Origin of the sequence: Pseudomonas pisciculturae (genome assembly GCF_015461805.1) — a bacterium.
Classification (GTDB): Bacteria; Pseudomonadota; Gammaproteobacteria; order Pseudomonadales; family Pseudomonadaceae; genus Aquipseudomonas; species Aquipseudomonas pisciculturae.
Map to the genome: position 1 here is coordinate 235,051 of NZ_JACVZE010000010.1, position 16,302 is coordinate 251,352.

Here is a 16,302-nt window from a genome sequence, read left to right on the forward strand (position 1 = left end):
ACTGCCACACCACAAAATCAATGTGGGAGCGGGCTTGCTCCCGATAGCGGAGTGTCAGTCAACATATCAGGTGACTGAACCACCGCATTCGCAAGCAAGCCCGCTCCCACACTTTGATCGCCAGCGTGTGCTAAATACGATTACTTATCCTTGAACTCCGGCGCCCGCTTGGCCACAAACGCCGCCATGCCTTCCTTCTGATCCAGCGTGGCAAACGCCGCATGGAACACCCGGCGTTCAAAACGCACGCCTTCAGACAGGCTCACTTCAAACGCCCGGTTCACGCTTTCCTTGACCATCATGCTGATAGGCACCGACTTGCCGGCAATCAAGGTGGCGACTTTCAGCGCTTCTTCCAGCAGCTCATCAGCGGGCACGATGCGCGCAACGATGCCGCAGCGCTCTGCTTCGACCGCATCGATAAAACGCCCGGTCAGGCACATCTCCATGGCCTTGGCCTTGCCCACCGCACGGGTCAGACGTTGGGTGCCGCCCATGCCTGGCAGTACGCCGAGGTTGATTTCTGGCTGGCCGAACTTCGCGCCATCGCCCGCCAGGATAAAGTCACACATCAGCGCCAGCTCGCAGCCACCGCCCAGGGCGAAGCCGTTGACAGCGGCAATAATCGGCTTGCGGCGGTTGGCCACTCGGTCGCTGTCGCTGAACAGGTCGTCGAGGTAGATTTGCGGGTAGGTCAGCTCGGCCATTTCCTTGATATCGGCGCCGGCGGCGAAGGCTTTCTTCGAGCCGGTCAACACGATGCAGCCGATTTCAGGGTTGGCTTCCAAGCCATCCAGCGCCTGGTTCAGTTCACTGACCAACTGCGCGTTCAACGCATTCAAGGCCTGGGGGCGATTGAGGGTAATCAGCCCGACGCGGCCCTGGATGTCGAGCAAAATCGTTTCGTAACTCATGTATCGGCTCCTTAGAGATTGCGTGAGATGACCATGCGCTGGATATCGCTGGTGCCTTCATAAATCTGGCAGACCCGCACGTCGCGGTAGATCCGCTCCAGCGGGAAGTCGCTCAGGTAACCGTAACCGCCCAGGGTTTGCAAGGCAGCGGAACAGACTTTTTCGGCCATTTCCGAAGCAAACAGCTTGGCCATGGACGCCTCGACCAGTGCCGGCTTGCCACTGTCGCGCAGCGCGGCGGCGTAATGCACCATCTGCCGGGCGACGGCGATTTGCGTGGCCATGTCGGCCAAGCGAAAGGCCACAGCCTGGTGCTCAATGATGGCCTTGCCGAAGCTTTCGCGCTCTCGGGCATAGTCGCGGGCGGCTTCAAAGGCGGCGCGGGCCATGCCCACCGCTTGCGAAGCAATGCCTACGCGACCACCTTCGAGGTTGGCCAGGGCGATGCGGTAGCCTTCGCCCTCCTCGCCCAAGCGGTTGGCTACCGGCACCTTCACATCCTCAAACAGGATCTGGCAGGTGTCGGACGCGTGCTGACCGAGTTTGTCTTCAACTCGCGCCACGCTGTAGCCCGGCGAGTCGGTGGGCACGATAAATGCGCTGATGCCGCGCTTGCCCGCTGCGGGGTCGGTCACCGCAAACACGATCACCACCCCGGCGTTTTGCCCGGAAGTAATGAACTGTTTGCAGCCGTTGAGCACGTAATGATCGCCTTCGAGGCGTGCGCGGCTTTTCAGGCTGCTGGCATCGGAGCCCGCCTGTGGCTCGGTCAATGCAAAGGCGCCGAGCATAGCGCCGCTGGCCAAAGGTTTGAGGAAGCGCTCTTTCTGCTCGTCATTGCCAAACTTGAGTATCGGCACGCACCCCACCGAGTTGTGTACGCTCATGATGGTGGAGCAGGCGCCGTCGCCAGCAGCGATTTCTTCCAGGGCCATGGCGTAGGCCAGGTACCCCGTATCGCAACCGCCCCACTGTTCCGGCACCAGCATGCCGAAAAAGCCCAGCTCGGCCATTTCGCCGATGGCCTCTTTGGGAAAGCGGTGCTCGCGGTCCCATTCGGCGGCGAAAGGTTTGAGACGCTCCTGGGCAAACTGCCGGGCCGCGTCGCTGATTTGCAATTGTTCGTCATTGGGCAGCATGGTGATTGGTCCTTAGTACAGGCATTCGACGGCCATGGCCGTGGCTTCACCACCGCCGATGCAAATCGCAGCGACACCACGCTTAAGGCCGTTTTGGCGCAGGGCCGAGAGCAGGGTCACGAGGATACGCGCACCCGAGGCGCCAATCGGATGGCCCAGGGCGCAGGCGCCGCCGTGGATATTGACCTTGGCGTGGGGGATTTCGAGTTTGCTCATGGTGACCAGGCTGACCACGGCGAAGGCTTCGTTGATCTCAAACAAGTCGACCTCGTCAAGCGTCCAGCCGGTCTTGGTCATCAGCTTGCGAATCGCACCGACCGGCGCCACCGGGAACAACCCCGGCTCGTCGGCAAACGCCGCGTGCCCATGGATCACCGCCAACGGTTTGAGACCGCGCTTGAGCGCTTCGGACTGGCGCATCAGCAGCAGCGCCGCCGCACCGTCGGAGATAGAACTGGAATTGGCCGCCGTCACCGTACCGCCTTCGCGGAACGCGGGTTTCAAGCTGCTGATCTTCTCAGGCTTGGCCTTGGGTGGCTGCTCGTCGTGCTCGATGGTCTTCTGCTCTTTACCCACGGTGACGTGCACCGGGACGATCTCGGCCGCGAAGCTACCATGGGCAATGGCTTCCTGCGCGCGGGTCAATGAGGCGATGGCGAAGGCGTCCTGTGCTTCGCGGGAAAAACCGTTGTACTGGGCGCAGTCCTCGGCAAAAGTGCCCATCAGGCGGCCTTTGTCGTAGGCGTCTTCAAGGCCGTCGAGGAACATATGGTCCAGCACGCGGCCGTGGCCCATGCGATAGCCGCTGCGGGCACGGTCGAGCAGGTAAGGGGCGTTGGACATGCTTTCCATGCCGCCAGCAATAACGACATCGACGCTGCCGGCCAACAGTGAATCATGGGCCAGGATCGCGGCCTCCATGCCTGAACCGCACATCTTGTTGAGGGTGGTGCAACGGGTCGACTTGTCCAGCCCTGCACCCAGCGCAGCCTGGCGTGCCGGTGCCTGGCCGAGGCCGGCGGGCAGTACGCAGCCGAACAGCACTTCATCCACAGCGTCGGTGGCGATACCAGCACGTTCGACAGCGGCACGAATCGCGGCAGAACCCAGCTGGGGTGCAGTCAGGCCCTTGAGGTCGCCCTGGAAACCGCCCATGGGGGTGCGCACGGCGCTGACAATTACGATGGGATCAGTCATCTCAAAAAACTCCTTACTTGGCCGCCATGCGCAAGGCACCGTCGAGACGGATCACCTCGCCATTGAGCATGCTGTTTTCAATGATGTGCCGCACCAGTGCAGCGTATTCAGCGGGTTTACCCAGGCGCGGCGGGAATGGCACGCCGGCGGCCAAGGAGTCGCGAACTTCAGGGGTCATGCCTGCCATCATCGGGGTTTCGAAAATGCCGGGGGCGATGGTCATGACGCGGATGCCAAAGCGCGCCAATTCGCGAGCGGCTGGCAAGGTGAGGCTGGCAATAGCGCCCTTGGACGCCGAATACGCCGCCTGGCCGATCTGCCCGTCAAACGCGGCGACCGAGGCGGTGTTGATGATCACGCCGCGCTCGCCGTCGGCATTCGCCTCGGTCTCGGCAATGGCCGCAGCGGCCAGGCGCAACAGGTTGAAGCTGCCGATAAGGTTGACGTTGATCACTTGGGCAAAACTGGCCAGCGCGTGGGGGCCGTTCTTACCGAGGATCTTCTCGCCACGTACCACGCCTGCGCAGTTCACCAAACCGTGCAGCCCACCAAAGGCGGCGACCGTGGCGTGTACGGCAGCTTGGGCTGCGGCTTCCTGGCTGATATCGGCGACCGCACTGCGGGCGTTATCCCCCAACTGCTCGGCCTTGGCCGCCACAGCGTCTGCGTTCAGGTCGACCAGCATCACCTTGGCACCAGCCGCCACCAGCATTTCTGCGGTAGCGGCACCCAGGCCGGATGCGCCGCCGCTGACCAGGAACACCTTGTTTTCAATCTGCATTTTTATTTTCCTTGGGCTATCAGAATGGTCCAGATAGTCGCCCCGACGCGCGCGTGCAGCAATGGTCAAAGCCATCAATATGACTGACTGGTTTGGCCAGTGATCGACCGCGCCGATCAACCGGTCGGCCCAAGCGATTGGACGCCCCGCCTACCAGCTTCTAACCTGATGGCCTGCGCCACCAAAGAAGTCCTCCCGCTGATGATCGTGCGTCCAAAGCCCAACTTGCTGGGTATCCTGTTTTCCCTCAAGGGCTCGATTGCCAAGCGCATCGCCTTGCGCAGCCTGATGGTCACGCTACTGGCCTCGGTGATTGTGCTGGTAGAAACCCTGCACCCCGCCTACTTCTCCAAGGTCAATGCCACGCCGTTCACACTGCTGGGCCTGTCGTTGTCGATCTTCATGAGTTTTCGCAACAACGCCTGCTATGACCGTTGGTGGGAAGGCCGCAAGCAATTGGGCCAGATGATTATCGATATGCGCTCGCTGGCCCGCGAAACCCAGGTGCTTGGCGACTGCGCGGAGCGCGCAGGCCTGCTGCGCGGGTTGTGCGGGTTTGCCCATGGCTTGATTGCAAGATTGCGCTTTGAAGATGAGGCCCGGGCTATCAAGCCCTGGATCGGCATAGAGGCGGGCCACCCAAACCTCCCCGATAACGTGCTGCAAAAACTCGGGGCGCGGTTTTCAGTATTGGCCGAGCAGGGTGTGATCAGCGAATGGCGCTACACCCAGTGGGAAGCGCGTTTGGTCAGCCTCAGCCAGGTGCAGGCTTCGTGCGAGCGCATCAAAAGCATGCCGCTGCCCTTCCCTTACACCCTGCTGCTGCACCGCACCATTTACCTGTTCTGCATCCTGTTGCCGTTTGCCATGGCTGAGCCGTTGGGTTGGCTCACGCCGGTGTTCACCGCCATCGTCAGCTACACGTTTTTTGGCCTGGATGAGATTGGCGATGACCTCGAAGACCCGTTCGGCTTCGACGAGAATGACCTGCCGTGCAATGCCATCGTGCGCACCCTGGAGCGCGAGATGCTCGCCGCCCTCGGTGAAACCGAGCTGCCGCCAGCCCTTGAGCCGGCTGATTACGTGCTCACCTGATACGGGTTTGACACTCGCCGTGGTCTGGCCGAAGCTGGCGGCTTTGCGATAGCTCGGACGCCTGCATGTCAAAGTCACGCCGTTACTCCATCATCGGCCTGTGCGCCCTGTTGTTTGTTGTCTTGCTCACTTGGTATTTCACCCGCACCACCCCGGTGAGCGTACCTGCCACGATTGCCCACGGTTATTCAAAAGCCCTGAAACAAGCGCGCAATGGCGAGCCCGGCGCGGCGCGGGTGCTGTATCAGCAATTGGCCCGGCCGGACCTCTCTCCTGAACGCCGCGCCGCACTGCACGCCGAGCTGCCCAACTACCCCAGCCCACAGGCGTTGAAACTGGCAGACAAAGACTTGGTCAGCGACTCCCCGCTGGTGCGCGAAGCCGCGATCCACAGCATCGTCGGCCTGGTGCCCTCCGGCCAGCGAACGCTATTGCTGGGCCCGGCATTGGACGACCCCGAACAAAGCGTGCGTTTCACCGCCGCCAATGCCTTGCTGGGGCTCTCACCCGACACCCTGGGTTTGTATTTCGGGCCCTTGCAGCAAGTGCTCGATGAATTCGTGAAGCAACTCAAGGCGCAGCCCGAAACCGCCGAAAACTGGATTCAGCGGGCGCAGTTGTATATCCACAGCGCTTTGCTCCCGGATGCGCAGAATGCCCTGGAGCAAGCCATGCGCCTTGAGCCCGACAACCTGCAGGCCGTGGTCGCCCAGATCGAGTTGCTCGACAAGCAAGGCAAGTCCGAAGAGTCCCGTCAACTATTGGCCCGCCAGTTGGCTGCCCACCCCGAGTCGGCTTACCTGCAACACGCGCTGGGCATGTGGTTGCTGCACCATGGCGAGCGGCCGTATGCGCTGCTGGGCCTTTCAAAAGCGGTAGAGCTTGAATCGGACAATCAGGATTACCGCTACGACCTGGCCACGACCCTGCACGCCCAGCATGAGCTGGAGGCCGCCCAACGCCAGTTGGAAGAAATCATCCAGCGCCATCCGGCCAACCGCAAGGCGCGGGTGTTGCTGGTCAATTACTGGACAGAAAGCGGCCAGTTGCAGAATGTCCAGGTGCTGCTGGCGCAGCTTGAACAGCAGAATCCGGATGATCCCGCGTTGCAGCAAGGTCTTTGAAAACTACAGAGGCCTTGTACAAATTTTACAAACTGTGGAACGGCTACGTGCCACTAAGGTCAAGTGATTAAGGCGCGCCAGAGGTGGTGCGCACCTCTATTTGTACGTGACCTGAGGGTACTCCTTGACTACATCCAATGCGCAGTTCAGTGAAAAGGCCGCTACCGGCATCGAAGGTCTGGATGACATTCTTTCCGGCGGCCTGTCGCGCAGCCACCTGTTCCTGCTGGAAGGTGAGCCGGGCACTGGTAAAACGACCGTTGCGCTGCACTTCCTGCAGGCCGGCGCCAAGAATGGTGAGCGATCGCTCTACATCACCCTGTCGGAAACCGAGCGCGAATTGCGCCAGGGCGCGAAGTCTCATGGGTGGGACCTGGACGACAATATCCATATTTTCGAACTGACGCCGCCAGAAAGCCTGCTCAACGCTGAGCACCAGCAAAGCCTGCTGTACTCCTCTGACCTGGAGTTGGGCGAAGCTACGCGGCAGATCTTCGAAGTCGTCGAACGGGTCAAGCCTACGCGCGTCGTGCTGGACAGCCTTTCCGAGATTCGCCTGCTGGCACAAAGCTCCCTGCGCTATCGCCGGCAGATTTTGGCGATCAAGCACTATTTCGTGCGTTACGACGCTACCGTGTTGCTGTTGGACGACCTGACCACCGAGTCCCTCGACAAGACGGTACACAGTGTGGCGCACGGCGTGATCCGGCTGGAGGAACTCACCCCCACCTACGGCGCCGAACGTCGGCGAGTGCGCGTCGTGAAGTATCGGGGCCAGAAATACCGGGGCGGCTTCCATGACTTCACCATCATGCAGGGTGGCGTGCAGGTGTTTCCGCGCCTTGTCGCCGCAGAACACCGTGGCGGCTACAACCGCCAGACACTGACCAGCGGCATCAAAGAGCTGGACTCTCTGCTCGGCGGAGGCATCGAGACCGGCTCCAGCACCCTGATCCTGGGGCCAGCCGGTACGGGCAAGTCGCTAATCTCGATGATCTTCGCTGCCTCCGCCGTGGCCCGAGGCGAAAAAGCGGCGCTGTTTATCTTTGACGAAGAGCTGGGGCTGTTGTTCGAGCGTATGAAGAACATGGGCATAGACCTGGAGGCCCTGCAGGCTACGGGCAATCTGCTCATCGAACAGGTGGACGCTGCCGAGCTGTCGCCTGGAGAGTTCTCCCACCGTGTGCGACGCTGTGTGGATGAGCGCGGGATCAAAACCGTGGTGATCGACAGCATCAACGGCTATACGGCCGCCATGCCGGAAGAGAACGCGCTCATCCTGCATATGCACGAGTTGCTGCTTTACCTCAATCGCCGTGGCGCGGCGACCTTTATGACCGTCGCCCAGCATGGGTTGGTGGGCGATATGCAGGCGCCGGTAGACATCACCTATCTGGCCGACACCGTCATTCTGCTGCGCTACTTCGAGGCCGTCGGTGAAGTCCGTCGCGCGATTTCGATCATCAAGAAACGCACCGGCTCCCACGAGTCGACAATCCGCGAATACCGCATCGGCAGCCGCGGCATGACGGTGGGTGAGCCATTGAACAACTTCCAGGGTGTACTACGCGGCATTCCTACGTACATGGGCGCGGGCTCCCCCCTGCTCAAGGATCAAGGCTAGTGGCGGACCTTTCTCCCGTATCCGAACGTGCCATTATCCTCGCGCCCCTGGGGCGCGACGGGGCACTGGCATTAATGATGCTCAACGAGGCGGGTTTCAGTGGCACCGTCACCACCGACTTGAACGCACTCTGTGAGGCGCTGGTACACGGCAGCGGTGTGCTTATCATTGCTGCTGAAGCCCTGCGCGGCGTTGACCTGGAGCCGTTGCTTGAGTACTTGCATCAGCAGCCGGCCTGGTCAGACCTGCCCATTGTTTTGATGACCCACCACGGCGGCAGCGGTCAAATCGGCTCCAGTCAATTCAGCGGGTTACTGGGCAACGTCACCTTCCTGGAGCGGCCCTTCCACCCGGTGACGTTGATCAGCCTGGTGAGCACCGCCCTGCGTGGCCGTCGCCGGCAATACGAAGCCCGCGACCGCTTGATCGACCTGAGCGAAAGTGAGTTGCGCCTGCAACGCACGCTGGAAACCCTCGAACAACAGGTAGAAGAACGCACCGCCCAATTGCGTCATAACGAAGAAGCCTTGCGTCAGTCACAAAAAATGGAAGCCGTTGGCCAATTGACCGGTGGCATCGCCCATGACTTCAACAACATGCTCACCGGCATCATCGGGAGCCTGGAGCTGCTGCGAAGGCGTGTGTCCCGTGGCAAGCTCGACGACCTGGACAGTTTGATCGATCTGGGCGTCACCTCAGCCAACCGTGCCGCTGGCCTCACCCATCGCCTGCTGGCGTTTTCCCGCCGGCAATCGCTGGATTCAAAACCGGTGGAGATCAACCAACTGGTGGCTTCCATGGGCGAGTTGCTGCAGCGCAGCATCAATGAAAGCATCACGCTCGACATGCGCTTAACCGACGAGCTATGGACGGCCGAAGCCGACCCCAATCAACTGGAAAGCGCCCTGCTCAACCTGGTCATCAATGCACGCGATGCCATGCCCAATGGCGGGAGCTTGCGGGTGGAGACCACCAATCGCCATCTGGACAGCGTATTTACAGCGGCCTACGGCACCCTTAAGCCTGGCGATTACGTCGAGCTGAGCGTCAGCGACACCGGTTGCGGCATACCTGAAGGCTTGATGAGCCGGGTATTCGATCCCTTCTTCACCACCAAACCGATTGGCCAGGGCACCGGCCTAGGGCTGTCGATGATCTATGGCTTTGCGCGCCAGTCTCATGGGCACGTGACGATTCATAGTGAAGTAGACAAGGGCACTACGGTGAGCCTGTTTCTGCCCCGCTATATCGGTGAAATCGTCGCGGATGTGGCGGCAGACCCGGCAATGCTGCCCTTCGCCCAGGCCGGCGAAACGGTGCTGATCGTCGAAGACGACCCAGCGGTGCGCGTGTTGGTCAGCGCGGTGCTCAAGGAACTGGGATACGGCTTTGTCGAGGCCGCAGACGCCAACACGGCATTGCCGATCATCGAATCCGACCAGCGTATTGACTTGATGATCAGTGACGTTGGCCTGCCTGGCATGAACGGCCGGCAGTTGGCGGAAATCGGCCGACAGGTTCGCCCCAACCTCAAGGTGTTGTTTATTACGGGGTATGCCGAACATGCAGCGGTGCGGGGCGGGTTCCTGGACCCCGGGATGCAGCTGATCACCAAGCCCTTCACCTTCGACCTGTTGACGGCCAAAGTGCGCGAGATGATCCGCGTGTAGTGAGCGGGCTTGCCCCGCGCTGGGCTGCGAAGCGGCCCTAATCGGGCCAACGAACTCCTTCAGGTAGAACCTGATTGCCTGGTTTTGGGGCCGCTTCGCAGCCCAGCGCGGGGCAAGCCCGCTCACTACAGGAGGCAGGTCAAGCCAGCAAGCGTTGGATGTGCTCCTGCAACGTATCCAGGTCAAACGGCTTGGCCAGGATCGGCGCATTGCGCGTGATCGGGCTATTGCAGTCGAGAATTTCCTGGGGGTAGCCGCTGATAAAGATCACTTTCAGCTCTGGTCGCAACATGATCGCAGGCTCGGCGATCTGCACTCCGGAAATCCCACCCGGTAAACGGTAATCGGTGACCATCAGGTCCAGGTGCGGCTTGGTCGCGAGGATTTCAAAGGCCTGCTCCCCATCGATGGCCTTCAACACCCGATAGCCCAGGCCGGCCAGGTATTCACCCAGCACAAACATAATGGATTCGTCATCCTCGACGATCAGAACGACATCTTGTGCATCTTCACTCATGGGGAACCTTTGTCCGGTCAATTGCTGCAATTACGACCATGGGGTCACGCAGAAGGTTGCGTCGAGGTGACGATTGATTTCATGGCGATGTTTCAAGGGGCAGGCACACTCGAAACAGGGCCCCCTCGCCTATCTGGCTCTCGACCTCAATTGCGCCACCGTGGGCCGCAACGATCTGCTCGGAAATAAACAGCCCAAGCCCCAGCCCGGCCGCAACCTGGCTGGCGGAAACGCGCTCGAATTGCTGGAAAATTCGTTTCTGATTGTCTTCGCTGATACCAATGCCACGGTCACGCACTTCGATCCGCGCCTCACCGTGTTCGGTGTAGACACGCACATCCACCGGGCTCTTGGCCCCGTAGCGCAGTGCGTTAGTCAGTAGGTTAGTGACCACTTGCTCAATACGAAACTCATCCCAATGGCCTTCCACCGGGCCTTCAGCTACCAAGTGCATGGACGAATCCGCAGCCGCCACTTGCGGCGCGAAGTTCTCCACCAGGTTGCGCACCAGTTGGGCCAGGTCAAAGCGCGCCGGGCGAATCGACAGCTTGCCGGTGCGAATCCGCGAGACGTCGAGCATGTCTTCGATCAGGCGAATCAGGCTCTGGATCTGGCGCTCGTCGCGGTCGACCATGGCGTGCATCTTGTCGAGGGTGAACGCGGCGGCGTTGTCCCGCGCCAGGTGCATCTTGCGCAGTTGGGTTTCCAGAATCAGGCCGTTGAGGGGCGTACGCACTTCGTGGGCAACGATGGACATGAAGTCATCACGCATACGCACGGCTTGCTCAAGCTGCGCTTGCGTGGCCTGCAAGCGGTTCAACAACAGTTCTTGCTCGCGACGGCTGCGCTCCAGGGCTTCGACCTGCTGTTTCATGGCCTTGCTCTGGCGGTACAGATCGACGAACACGTTGACCTTGCTCTTGACCGCGTGGATATCCAGGGGCTTGTGCAAGAAGTCTACTGCGCCGCTTTCATAGCCCTTGAAGGCGTAGTTGAGTTCGCGGCCGGCGGCGCTGACGAACACAATCGGGATGTTCTTGGTCTTTTCGGTACCGCGCATCAACTCGGCCAACTCGAAACCGTTCATGCCGGGCATCTGCACGTCGAGAATCGCCATGGCGAACTCGTGCTCCAGCAACAGGGACAAGGCCTCGTCGGCGCTCAATGCCTTGAATACCTGACGGTCTTCACGCTTGATCAGCGCTTCGAGGGCCAGCAGGTTCTCCGGCAGATCGTCGACGATCAGCAGTTTGGCCTGGACAGTACTTAACATGGGGAATATTCCAGGGAAGCCAGCAGTGAGCCAATGCGGCTCAGCGACAGAATGTGGTCAGGTGTGTGCAACGCCAGCGCAGCACGGGGCATGACGGCGACACGCGCCTCTGCCGGGTCTTGTACAACAGTGATGCCGCCTTGCTGCTTGACGAAGGCCAGGCCTCGGGCACCGTCATGGTTGGCGCCGGTCAACAGGATCGCCAACAAGCCCTTGCCGAAGGCATCCGCAGCCGACTCAAACAGAATATCGATCGCTGGCCGCGAGTGGTGCACCCGGTCTTCCTGGCTCAGGGACAGGCTGCGATCATGCTCCACCGACAAGTGATAGCCGGGGCCCGCGAAGTAGAGGGTGCCCGGCTGGAGCACTTCCTTGTCACGCGCCTCCACCACCGGCATTGCCACACGGCGGTCAAACACTTCTGCCAACTGGCTGCGGCGCTCGTCCGGCAAGTGCAGCACCGTAATGATCGGCAAACCGAAATCCGCGGGCAGCTCGGCAAAAACCGTCAGCAACGCCTCGACGCCGCCGGCGGATGCGCCGATGACGATAGCTTCTATGCCCCGGACCAATGCCGGGCTGGCAGCCGCTTCATTCATAGTTTGCGGTAGATCCGTTCCTGTTTGACCAAGGGTTCGAATTGTTTGCCGAAGGCCGAGAAGTCCAGGGTCTCCTTGCTGCCCAGCACCAGGAAGCCGCGATGGCACAGCGACTCGTGGAACAACCCAAACGCACGATCCTGCAATTTTTTATTGAAATAAATCAATACGTTACGACACGAAATTAATTGAGTTTCTGAGAATACACTATCGGTCGCCAGGCTGTGGTCGGCAAACGTTACGTTTTCTCGCAGGGTCTTATCGAAAATCGCGTAATCGTAAGCCGCGGTGTAGTAGTCGGCAAAGGAACGCTGCCCGCCCGCCTGCTGGTAGTTTGCAGTGTAAGCCCTTACATTCTCCAGGGAAAAGATACCCTGCTTGGCCTTGTCCAGCGACGCCGGGTTGATGTCGGTGGCATAGATGATCGTACGTTCCAGCAAGCCTTCTTCGCGCAGCAGGATGGCCATGGAGTACACCTCCTCGCCCGTGCTGCAACCGGCAATCCATATTTTGATCGACGGGTAGGTCTTGAGCAGCGGCACGACTTCCTGGCGGATCGCCAAAAAGTGCGACGGGTCGCGGAACATCTCGCTCACCGGAATCGTAAGAAATTGCAGCAACTGCATAAACGCCGCCGGGTCGTGTAGCACCCGCTCTTGCAGCGCTGAGATGGTCGCGCAGTCGAACTGGCGCAACGCATGGGCCACGCGGCGTTTTACCGACGCACCGGAGTAGTCGCGAAAGTCATAGCTGTACTTGAGGTAAATCGCCTCGATCAACAGGCGCAGCTCAATATCGCTGCTTTTTTCCAAGAAACTTCGCTCCACTTAAATGCGTTCCATCTTCGGTAGCCATACGCGAATCAGTGAGAACAGACGGTCCAGATCAATCGGCTTGGCCAGGTAATCGTTGGAGCCGGCCGCGAGGCAGCGCTCCTGATCGTCCTTCATGGCCTTGGCCGTCACCGCAATGATCGGCAGCTTTTTCCAGCGCGGGTCCTGGCGAATCAAGGCGGTGGCCTCGTAACCGTCCATTTCCGGCATCATCACGTCCATCAGCACCAGGTCGATATCTTCAACTTCATTGAGTTTGTCGATGGCTTCACGGCCGTTACGCCCGATCACCACCACGGCGCCTTTGTGCTCCAGGGCGCTGGTCAGGGCGAAGATGTTGCGCACATCGTCGTCGACCAACAGGATCTTGCGCCCCTCGAAGACCTTGTCGCGGCTGCGGGCGGTCTTGAGCATCTTTTGGCGATCATGGGACAGCTGCGATTCGACTTTGTGCAGAAAAAGTGTGACCTCGTCCAGCAAACGCTCTGGCGAGCGAGCGCCCTTGATGATGATTGAGCGCGAATACTTGCGCAGCTCGGCCTCTTCATCGCGGGTGAGGTTGCGCCCGGTGTAGACGATGACCGGTGGGAACGAGCAGATATCCTCGGTGGCCATGCGCTTGAGCAGCTCATTGCCGAGCATGTCCGGCAGCTTGAGGTCGATGATCATGCAGTCGTAGACGTTGGTGCGCAGCAGGTCCAAGGCGGCCTGGGCGTAGCCGACGTCGGTGATTTCGATGTCATCGTCGCCGATCAGGCGAGCAATGCTGTCACGTTGTAGGTCATCGTCTTCCACCAGCAGCACGCGCTTGACCTTCTGGGTCAGCTTGGCTTCCAGGCGGGCAAACACGTCCTTGAGTTCTTCGCGGGTGGTGGGCTTGACCGCATAGCCGATGGCGCCCATGTGCATGGCGGCTTCGACACGGTCTTCGACCGAGATTACGTGCACCGGGATATGCCGGGTGCCGGCGTGTTCCTTCAGGCGTTGCAGCACGGTCAGCCCGGAGTGGTCCGGCAGGCGCATGTCCAGCAGGATGGCATCAGGAAGGTACTCCTCGGCCAGGCTGTAGCCTTCGTCTGCACCATGGGCGACCAGGCAGTTGTAGCCCAGCTCGTGGGCGAGATCGAAAAGGATGCGGGCAAAGTTCGGCTCATCTTCCACCACCAGGATGCAGCGCGTGGTGAACGGCGCTTTGTCACGATCATCGGCAAAGCGCGGGATCAGATTGGTATCGGCTATCGGCAGCGGCGAGACCTTGATCGGTGCGGGCGCTACCACCACCTGGCGTGGCTGCTCGATTGGCGCAGCGTCTTCCTCGCGTTCTACATACTGCTCCGGCAGTACCAACGTGAAGACGCTGCCCTTGCCCGGCTCGCTGGTGACGCTGATATAGCCACCGAGCAAGGTGGCCAGGTCGCGGGAAATCGACAGGCCCAGGCCGGTGCCGCCGTAACGACGGTTGGTGGTGCCGTCGGCCTGGCGGAACGCTTCGAAGATACTTTCTTGCTGGTCCGGTGCAATGCCGATACCCGAATCGCGCACAGTGAAGGCAATCCCCTCCCCCGGCGCCCGGCCGACCGACAGGCTGACGTCGCCGTGCTCGGTAAACTTGACGGCGTTGGACAACAGGTTCTTGAGGATCTGCTCCAAGCGCTGTCGGTCGGTAAACAGCATGACCGGCGTGCCTTCCTGCACTTCGACCTGAAAACCCAGCTTACGGTCGGCTGCCAGTGGCTCGAACATGCCACGCAGGCCGTCCACCAGGCGTGTCACGCTGGAGTTCTCGGGGCGCATTTCAAGCTTGCCGGCTTCAACCTTGGAAATATCGAGGATGTCGTTGATCAGGTTAAGCAGGTCATTGCCGGCCGAATAAATCGACTCGGCAAACTTGACCTGTTCGGCGCTGAGGTTTTCCTGGGGGTTTTCAGCCAGCAGCTTGGCCAGAATCAACGAACTGTTGAGCGGCGTGCGCAGCTCGTGGGACATGTTGGCGAGAAACTCTGACTTGTACTTGCTGGAGCGCTGCAACTCGTCGGCGCGATCTTCCAGATCAAGCTGGGCCTGGCTCAGCTCAACGTTCTTGCGGTCCATGGCGTCGCGTTGCTCGGCCAGGGTTTGGGTCTGTTCGGCCAGTTGCTCGTTGGTCTGTTCCAGTTCGGCCTGCTGCGTCTCCAGGTGGGCCTGGGACTCCTTGAGGATGCGCGACTGTTCTTCCAGCTCTTCGTTGGCGGTCTTGAGTTCCTCCTGCTGCACTTGCAGCTCTTCGTTGAGCTGCTGAGTCTCGGCCAGCACCTCCTGCAAGCGCTGGCGATAACGGGCGGCTTCGATGGAGGTGCCGATATTGCCAGCGATCAGCTCCAGCAACTCGACATCGCGATCTTCCAGTGGGCGCAGGAAGCCCAGCTCGATCACACCATTGACGCGGTCATCATCGCTGGTAGGCATCACCAGCACGCTGCGGGTCGAGCCTTCTCCTAGGCCGGAGCTGACCTTGAAGTAATCCACCGGTACATCGTCCAGCCGAATCAGGCGATCCAGTTGGGCGGCCTGACCGACAATGCCCTCGTCGCTGTAGATCGACTGTTCCAGCTGCGACTGCTCACGGGAGAAACCATAGGTGGCCACGCGCTTGAGGCCGCCGTGTTCTTCGCGCACGTACAGCGCGGCAACGGCCGAGCCCATGTATTGGGCGAAAAACTGCAAGATATTACGGCCCAACATGCTCAGGGTGAGCTGCCCCAGCACCTGCTCGGCCAGTTCGGTCTGGCCGTTACGTAGCCAGGCCTGCTGTTCAAGACGTCGCGCAATCTTTTGTTGTGACGCGAGGTTTGCGCTGTAACTCTCTGAAAGTACGAGTAAATTTTTTCTACCATTATAGGCAAGAAAGCCACTCAGCCCGAGCACAAACAGCAGATACAAGGTGACGCTGATTACCGTGGCGCGGGTAACTTCTTCATTGCGGCTAATACGGAACTGCTGCTCCATGGCCACAGCATCGTCGTATTCCTTGCGAATTTCATCGGTCAACCGCTTGCCGCGCCCCGCCTTGACCGCGCTGCGGTAGTCGCCGCTCTGACGCTGCATATCAATCATCGACTGGGCGTAATTGTTCCACTCGGCCTGCATGGCCTCCAGACGCTTGAGGCGATCTACCTGCTGAGGGTTGTCCGCTACCAGCTCCTGGAGGTTGCGCAGGTCAGCAATGATTCGCGGCTTGGCCACTTCGTAAGGGTCGAGAAAATGCTCGTCGCCAGTGATCAGGAACCCGCGCATGCCGGTTTCCAGGTCAACCGTCAGTTTTGACGACTCATTGAGGTTATTGATAACCCGGTCGGTGTGCTCCACCCACTGGATCACCGTCAGCAAATAGGTGATCAGGCACACGAAAAACGCGGCGCTGAGCACGCCCACACCCAATGGAAGCGCAACGTTACGGCTCAGGAGAGTACGAAAGCTCTTTTCATCGACGGACGACGCAGGAGTCATGGGCATGCCTTGGCCAAATACTGGAAAAGCCGGGAGTTTGCCCCAAAGTG

At 60.2% G+C, this 16,302-nt stretch carries 13 protein-coding genes; 4 read left to right on the top strand and 9 right to left on the bottom strand.

What is annotated here, in order from left to right; translation table 11 throughout:
* Positions 1-140 precede the first annotated feature (140 nt).
* Genes ICY20_RS25015 through ICY20_RS25030 form a run of 4 tightly spaced genes read right to left on the bottom strand, consistent with a single transcriptional unit; the run spans position 141 to position 4,031 of the window.
* Positions 141-914 carry an enoyl-CoA hydratase gene (locus ICY20_RS25015; protein WP_159962081.1) on the bottom strand — a complete coding sequence of 258 codons (774 nt, stop codon included), beginning with the start codon at positions 912-914 and terminating at the stop codon, positions 141-143.
* 11 nt (positions 915-925) lie between these two features.
* Complete coding sequence (locus tag ICY20_RS25020) at positions 926-2,053, bottom strand: acyl-CoA dehydrogenase (RefSeq protein ID WP_194938879.1); 1,128 nt, start codon at positions 2,051-2,053, stop codon at positions 926-928.
* A gap of 12 nt (positions 2,054-2,065) precedes the next feature.
* Positions 2,066-3,250 (bottom strand): acetyl-CoA C-acyltransferase, encoded by a 1,185-nt coding sequence (locus ICY20_RS25025; RefSeq protein ID WP_159962083.1) that lies wholly within the window; start codon positions 3,248-3,250, stop codon positions 2,066-2,068.
* A 13-nt stretch (positions 3,251-3,263) separates the two neighbouring features.
* Positions 3,264-4,031, bottom strand: a complete 768-nt coding sequence (locus ICY20_RS25030; RefSeq protein WP_159962084.1) for an SDR family NAD(P)-dependent oxidoreductase — start codon at positions 4,029-4,031, stop codon at positions 3,264-3,266.
* 201 nt (positions 4,032-4,232) lie between these two features.
* On the opposite strand from ICY20_RS25030, the gene ICY20_RS25035 reads away from it, so the two are divergent.
* The 4 genes from ICY20_RS25035 to ICY20_RS25050 all read left to right on the top strand — a co-directional run bounded on the left by ICY20_RS25035 (position 4,233) and on the right by ICY20_RS25050 (position 9,544).
* A complete protein-coding gene (locus ICY20_RS25035; RefSeq protein ID WP_194938880.1) occupies positions 4,233-5,126 on the top strand; it encodes a bestrophin family protein in 894 nt (297 codons plus the stop codon).
* A 65-nt stretch (positions 5,127-5,191) separates the two neighbouring features.
* On the top strand, positions 5,192-6,250 hold the full coding sequence (locus tag ICY20_RS25040) for a tetratricopeptide repeat protein (protein ID WP_194938881.1): 1,059 nt from the start codon (positions 5,192-5,194) through the stop codon (positions 6,248-6,250).
* A 124-nt stretch (positions 6,251-6,374) separates the two neighbouring features.
* A complete protein-coding gene (locus ICY20_RS25045) occupies positions 6,375-7,874 on the top strand; it encodes an ATPase domain-containing protein (protein ID WP_159962087.1) in 1,500 nt (499 codons plus the stop codon).
* A complete protein-coding gene (locus ICY20_RS25050; protein WP_159962088.1) occupies positions 7,874-9,544 on the top strand; it encodes an ATP-binding protein in 1,671 nt (556 codons plus the stop codon). Before ICY20_RS25045 ends, ICY20_RS25050 begins: the two co-directional genes overlap by 1 nt.
* Before the next feature lie 139 nt (positions 9,545-9,683).
* Here ICY20_RS25050 and ICY20_RS25055 read toward each other — a convergent pair whose 3' ends face one another.
* The 5 genes from ICY20_RS25055 to ICY20_RS25075 all read right to left on the bottom strand — a co-directional run bounded on the left by ICY20_RS25055 (position 9,684) and on the right by ICY20_RS25075 (position 16,252).
* Positions 9,684-10,061 carry a response regulator gene (locus ICY20_RS25055; protein WP_016974745.1) on the bottom strand — a complete coding sequence of 126 codons (378 nt, stop codon included), beginning with the start codon at positions 10,059-10,061 and terminating at the stop codon, positions 9,684-9,686.
* A 79-nt stretch (positions 10,062-10,140) separates the two neighbouring features.
* Complete coding sequence (locus ICY20_RS25060) at positions 10,141-11,334, bottom strand: hybrid sensor histidine kinase/response regulator (protein WP_159962089.1); 1,194 nt, start codon at positions 11,332-11,334, stop codon at positions 10,141-10,143.
* Positions 11,328-11,933 (bottom strand): chemotaxis protein CheB, encoded by a 606-nt coding sequence (locus ICY20_RS25065; RefSeq protein ID WP_159962090.1) that lies wholly within the window; start codon positions 11,931-11,933, stop codon positions 11,328-11,330. Before ICY20_RS25065 ends, ICY20_RS25060 begins: the two co-directional genes overlap by 7 nt.
* Positions 11,930-12,760 carry a CheR family methyltransferase gene (locus tag ICY20_RS25070; RefSeq protein WP_371857052.1) on the bottom strand — a complete coding sequence of 277 codons (831 nt, stop codon included), beginning with the start codon at positions 12,758-12,760 and terminating at the stop codon, positions 11,930-11,932. The genes ICY20_RS25065 and ICY20_RS25070 overlap by 4 nt, the downstream gene beginning before the upstream one ends.
* Entirely contained in the window at positions 12,761-16,252 is a 3,492-nt protein-coding gene (locus tag ICY20_RS25075; protein WP_194938882.1) for a response regulator, read from the bottom strand. It abuts the gene before it with no gap.
* Positions 16,253-16,302: the final 50 nt, after the last annotated feature.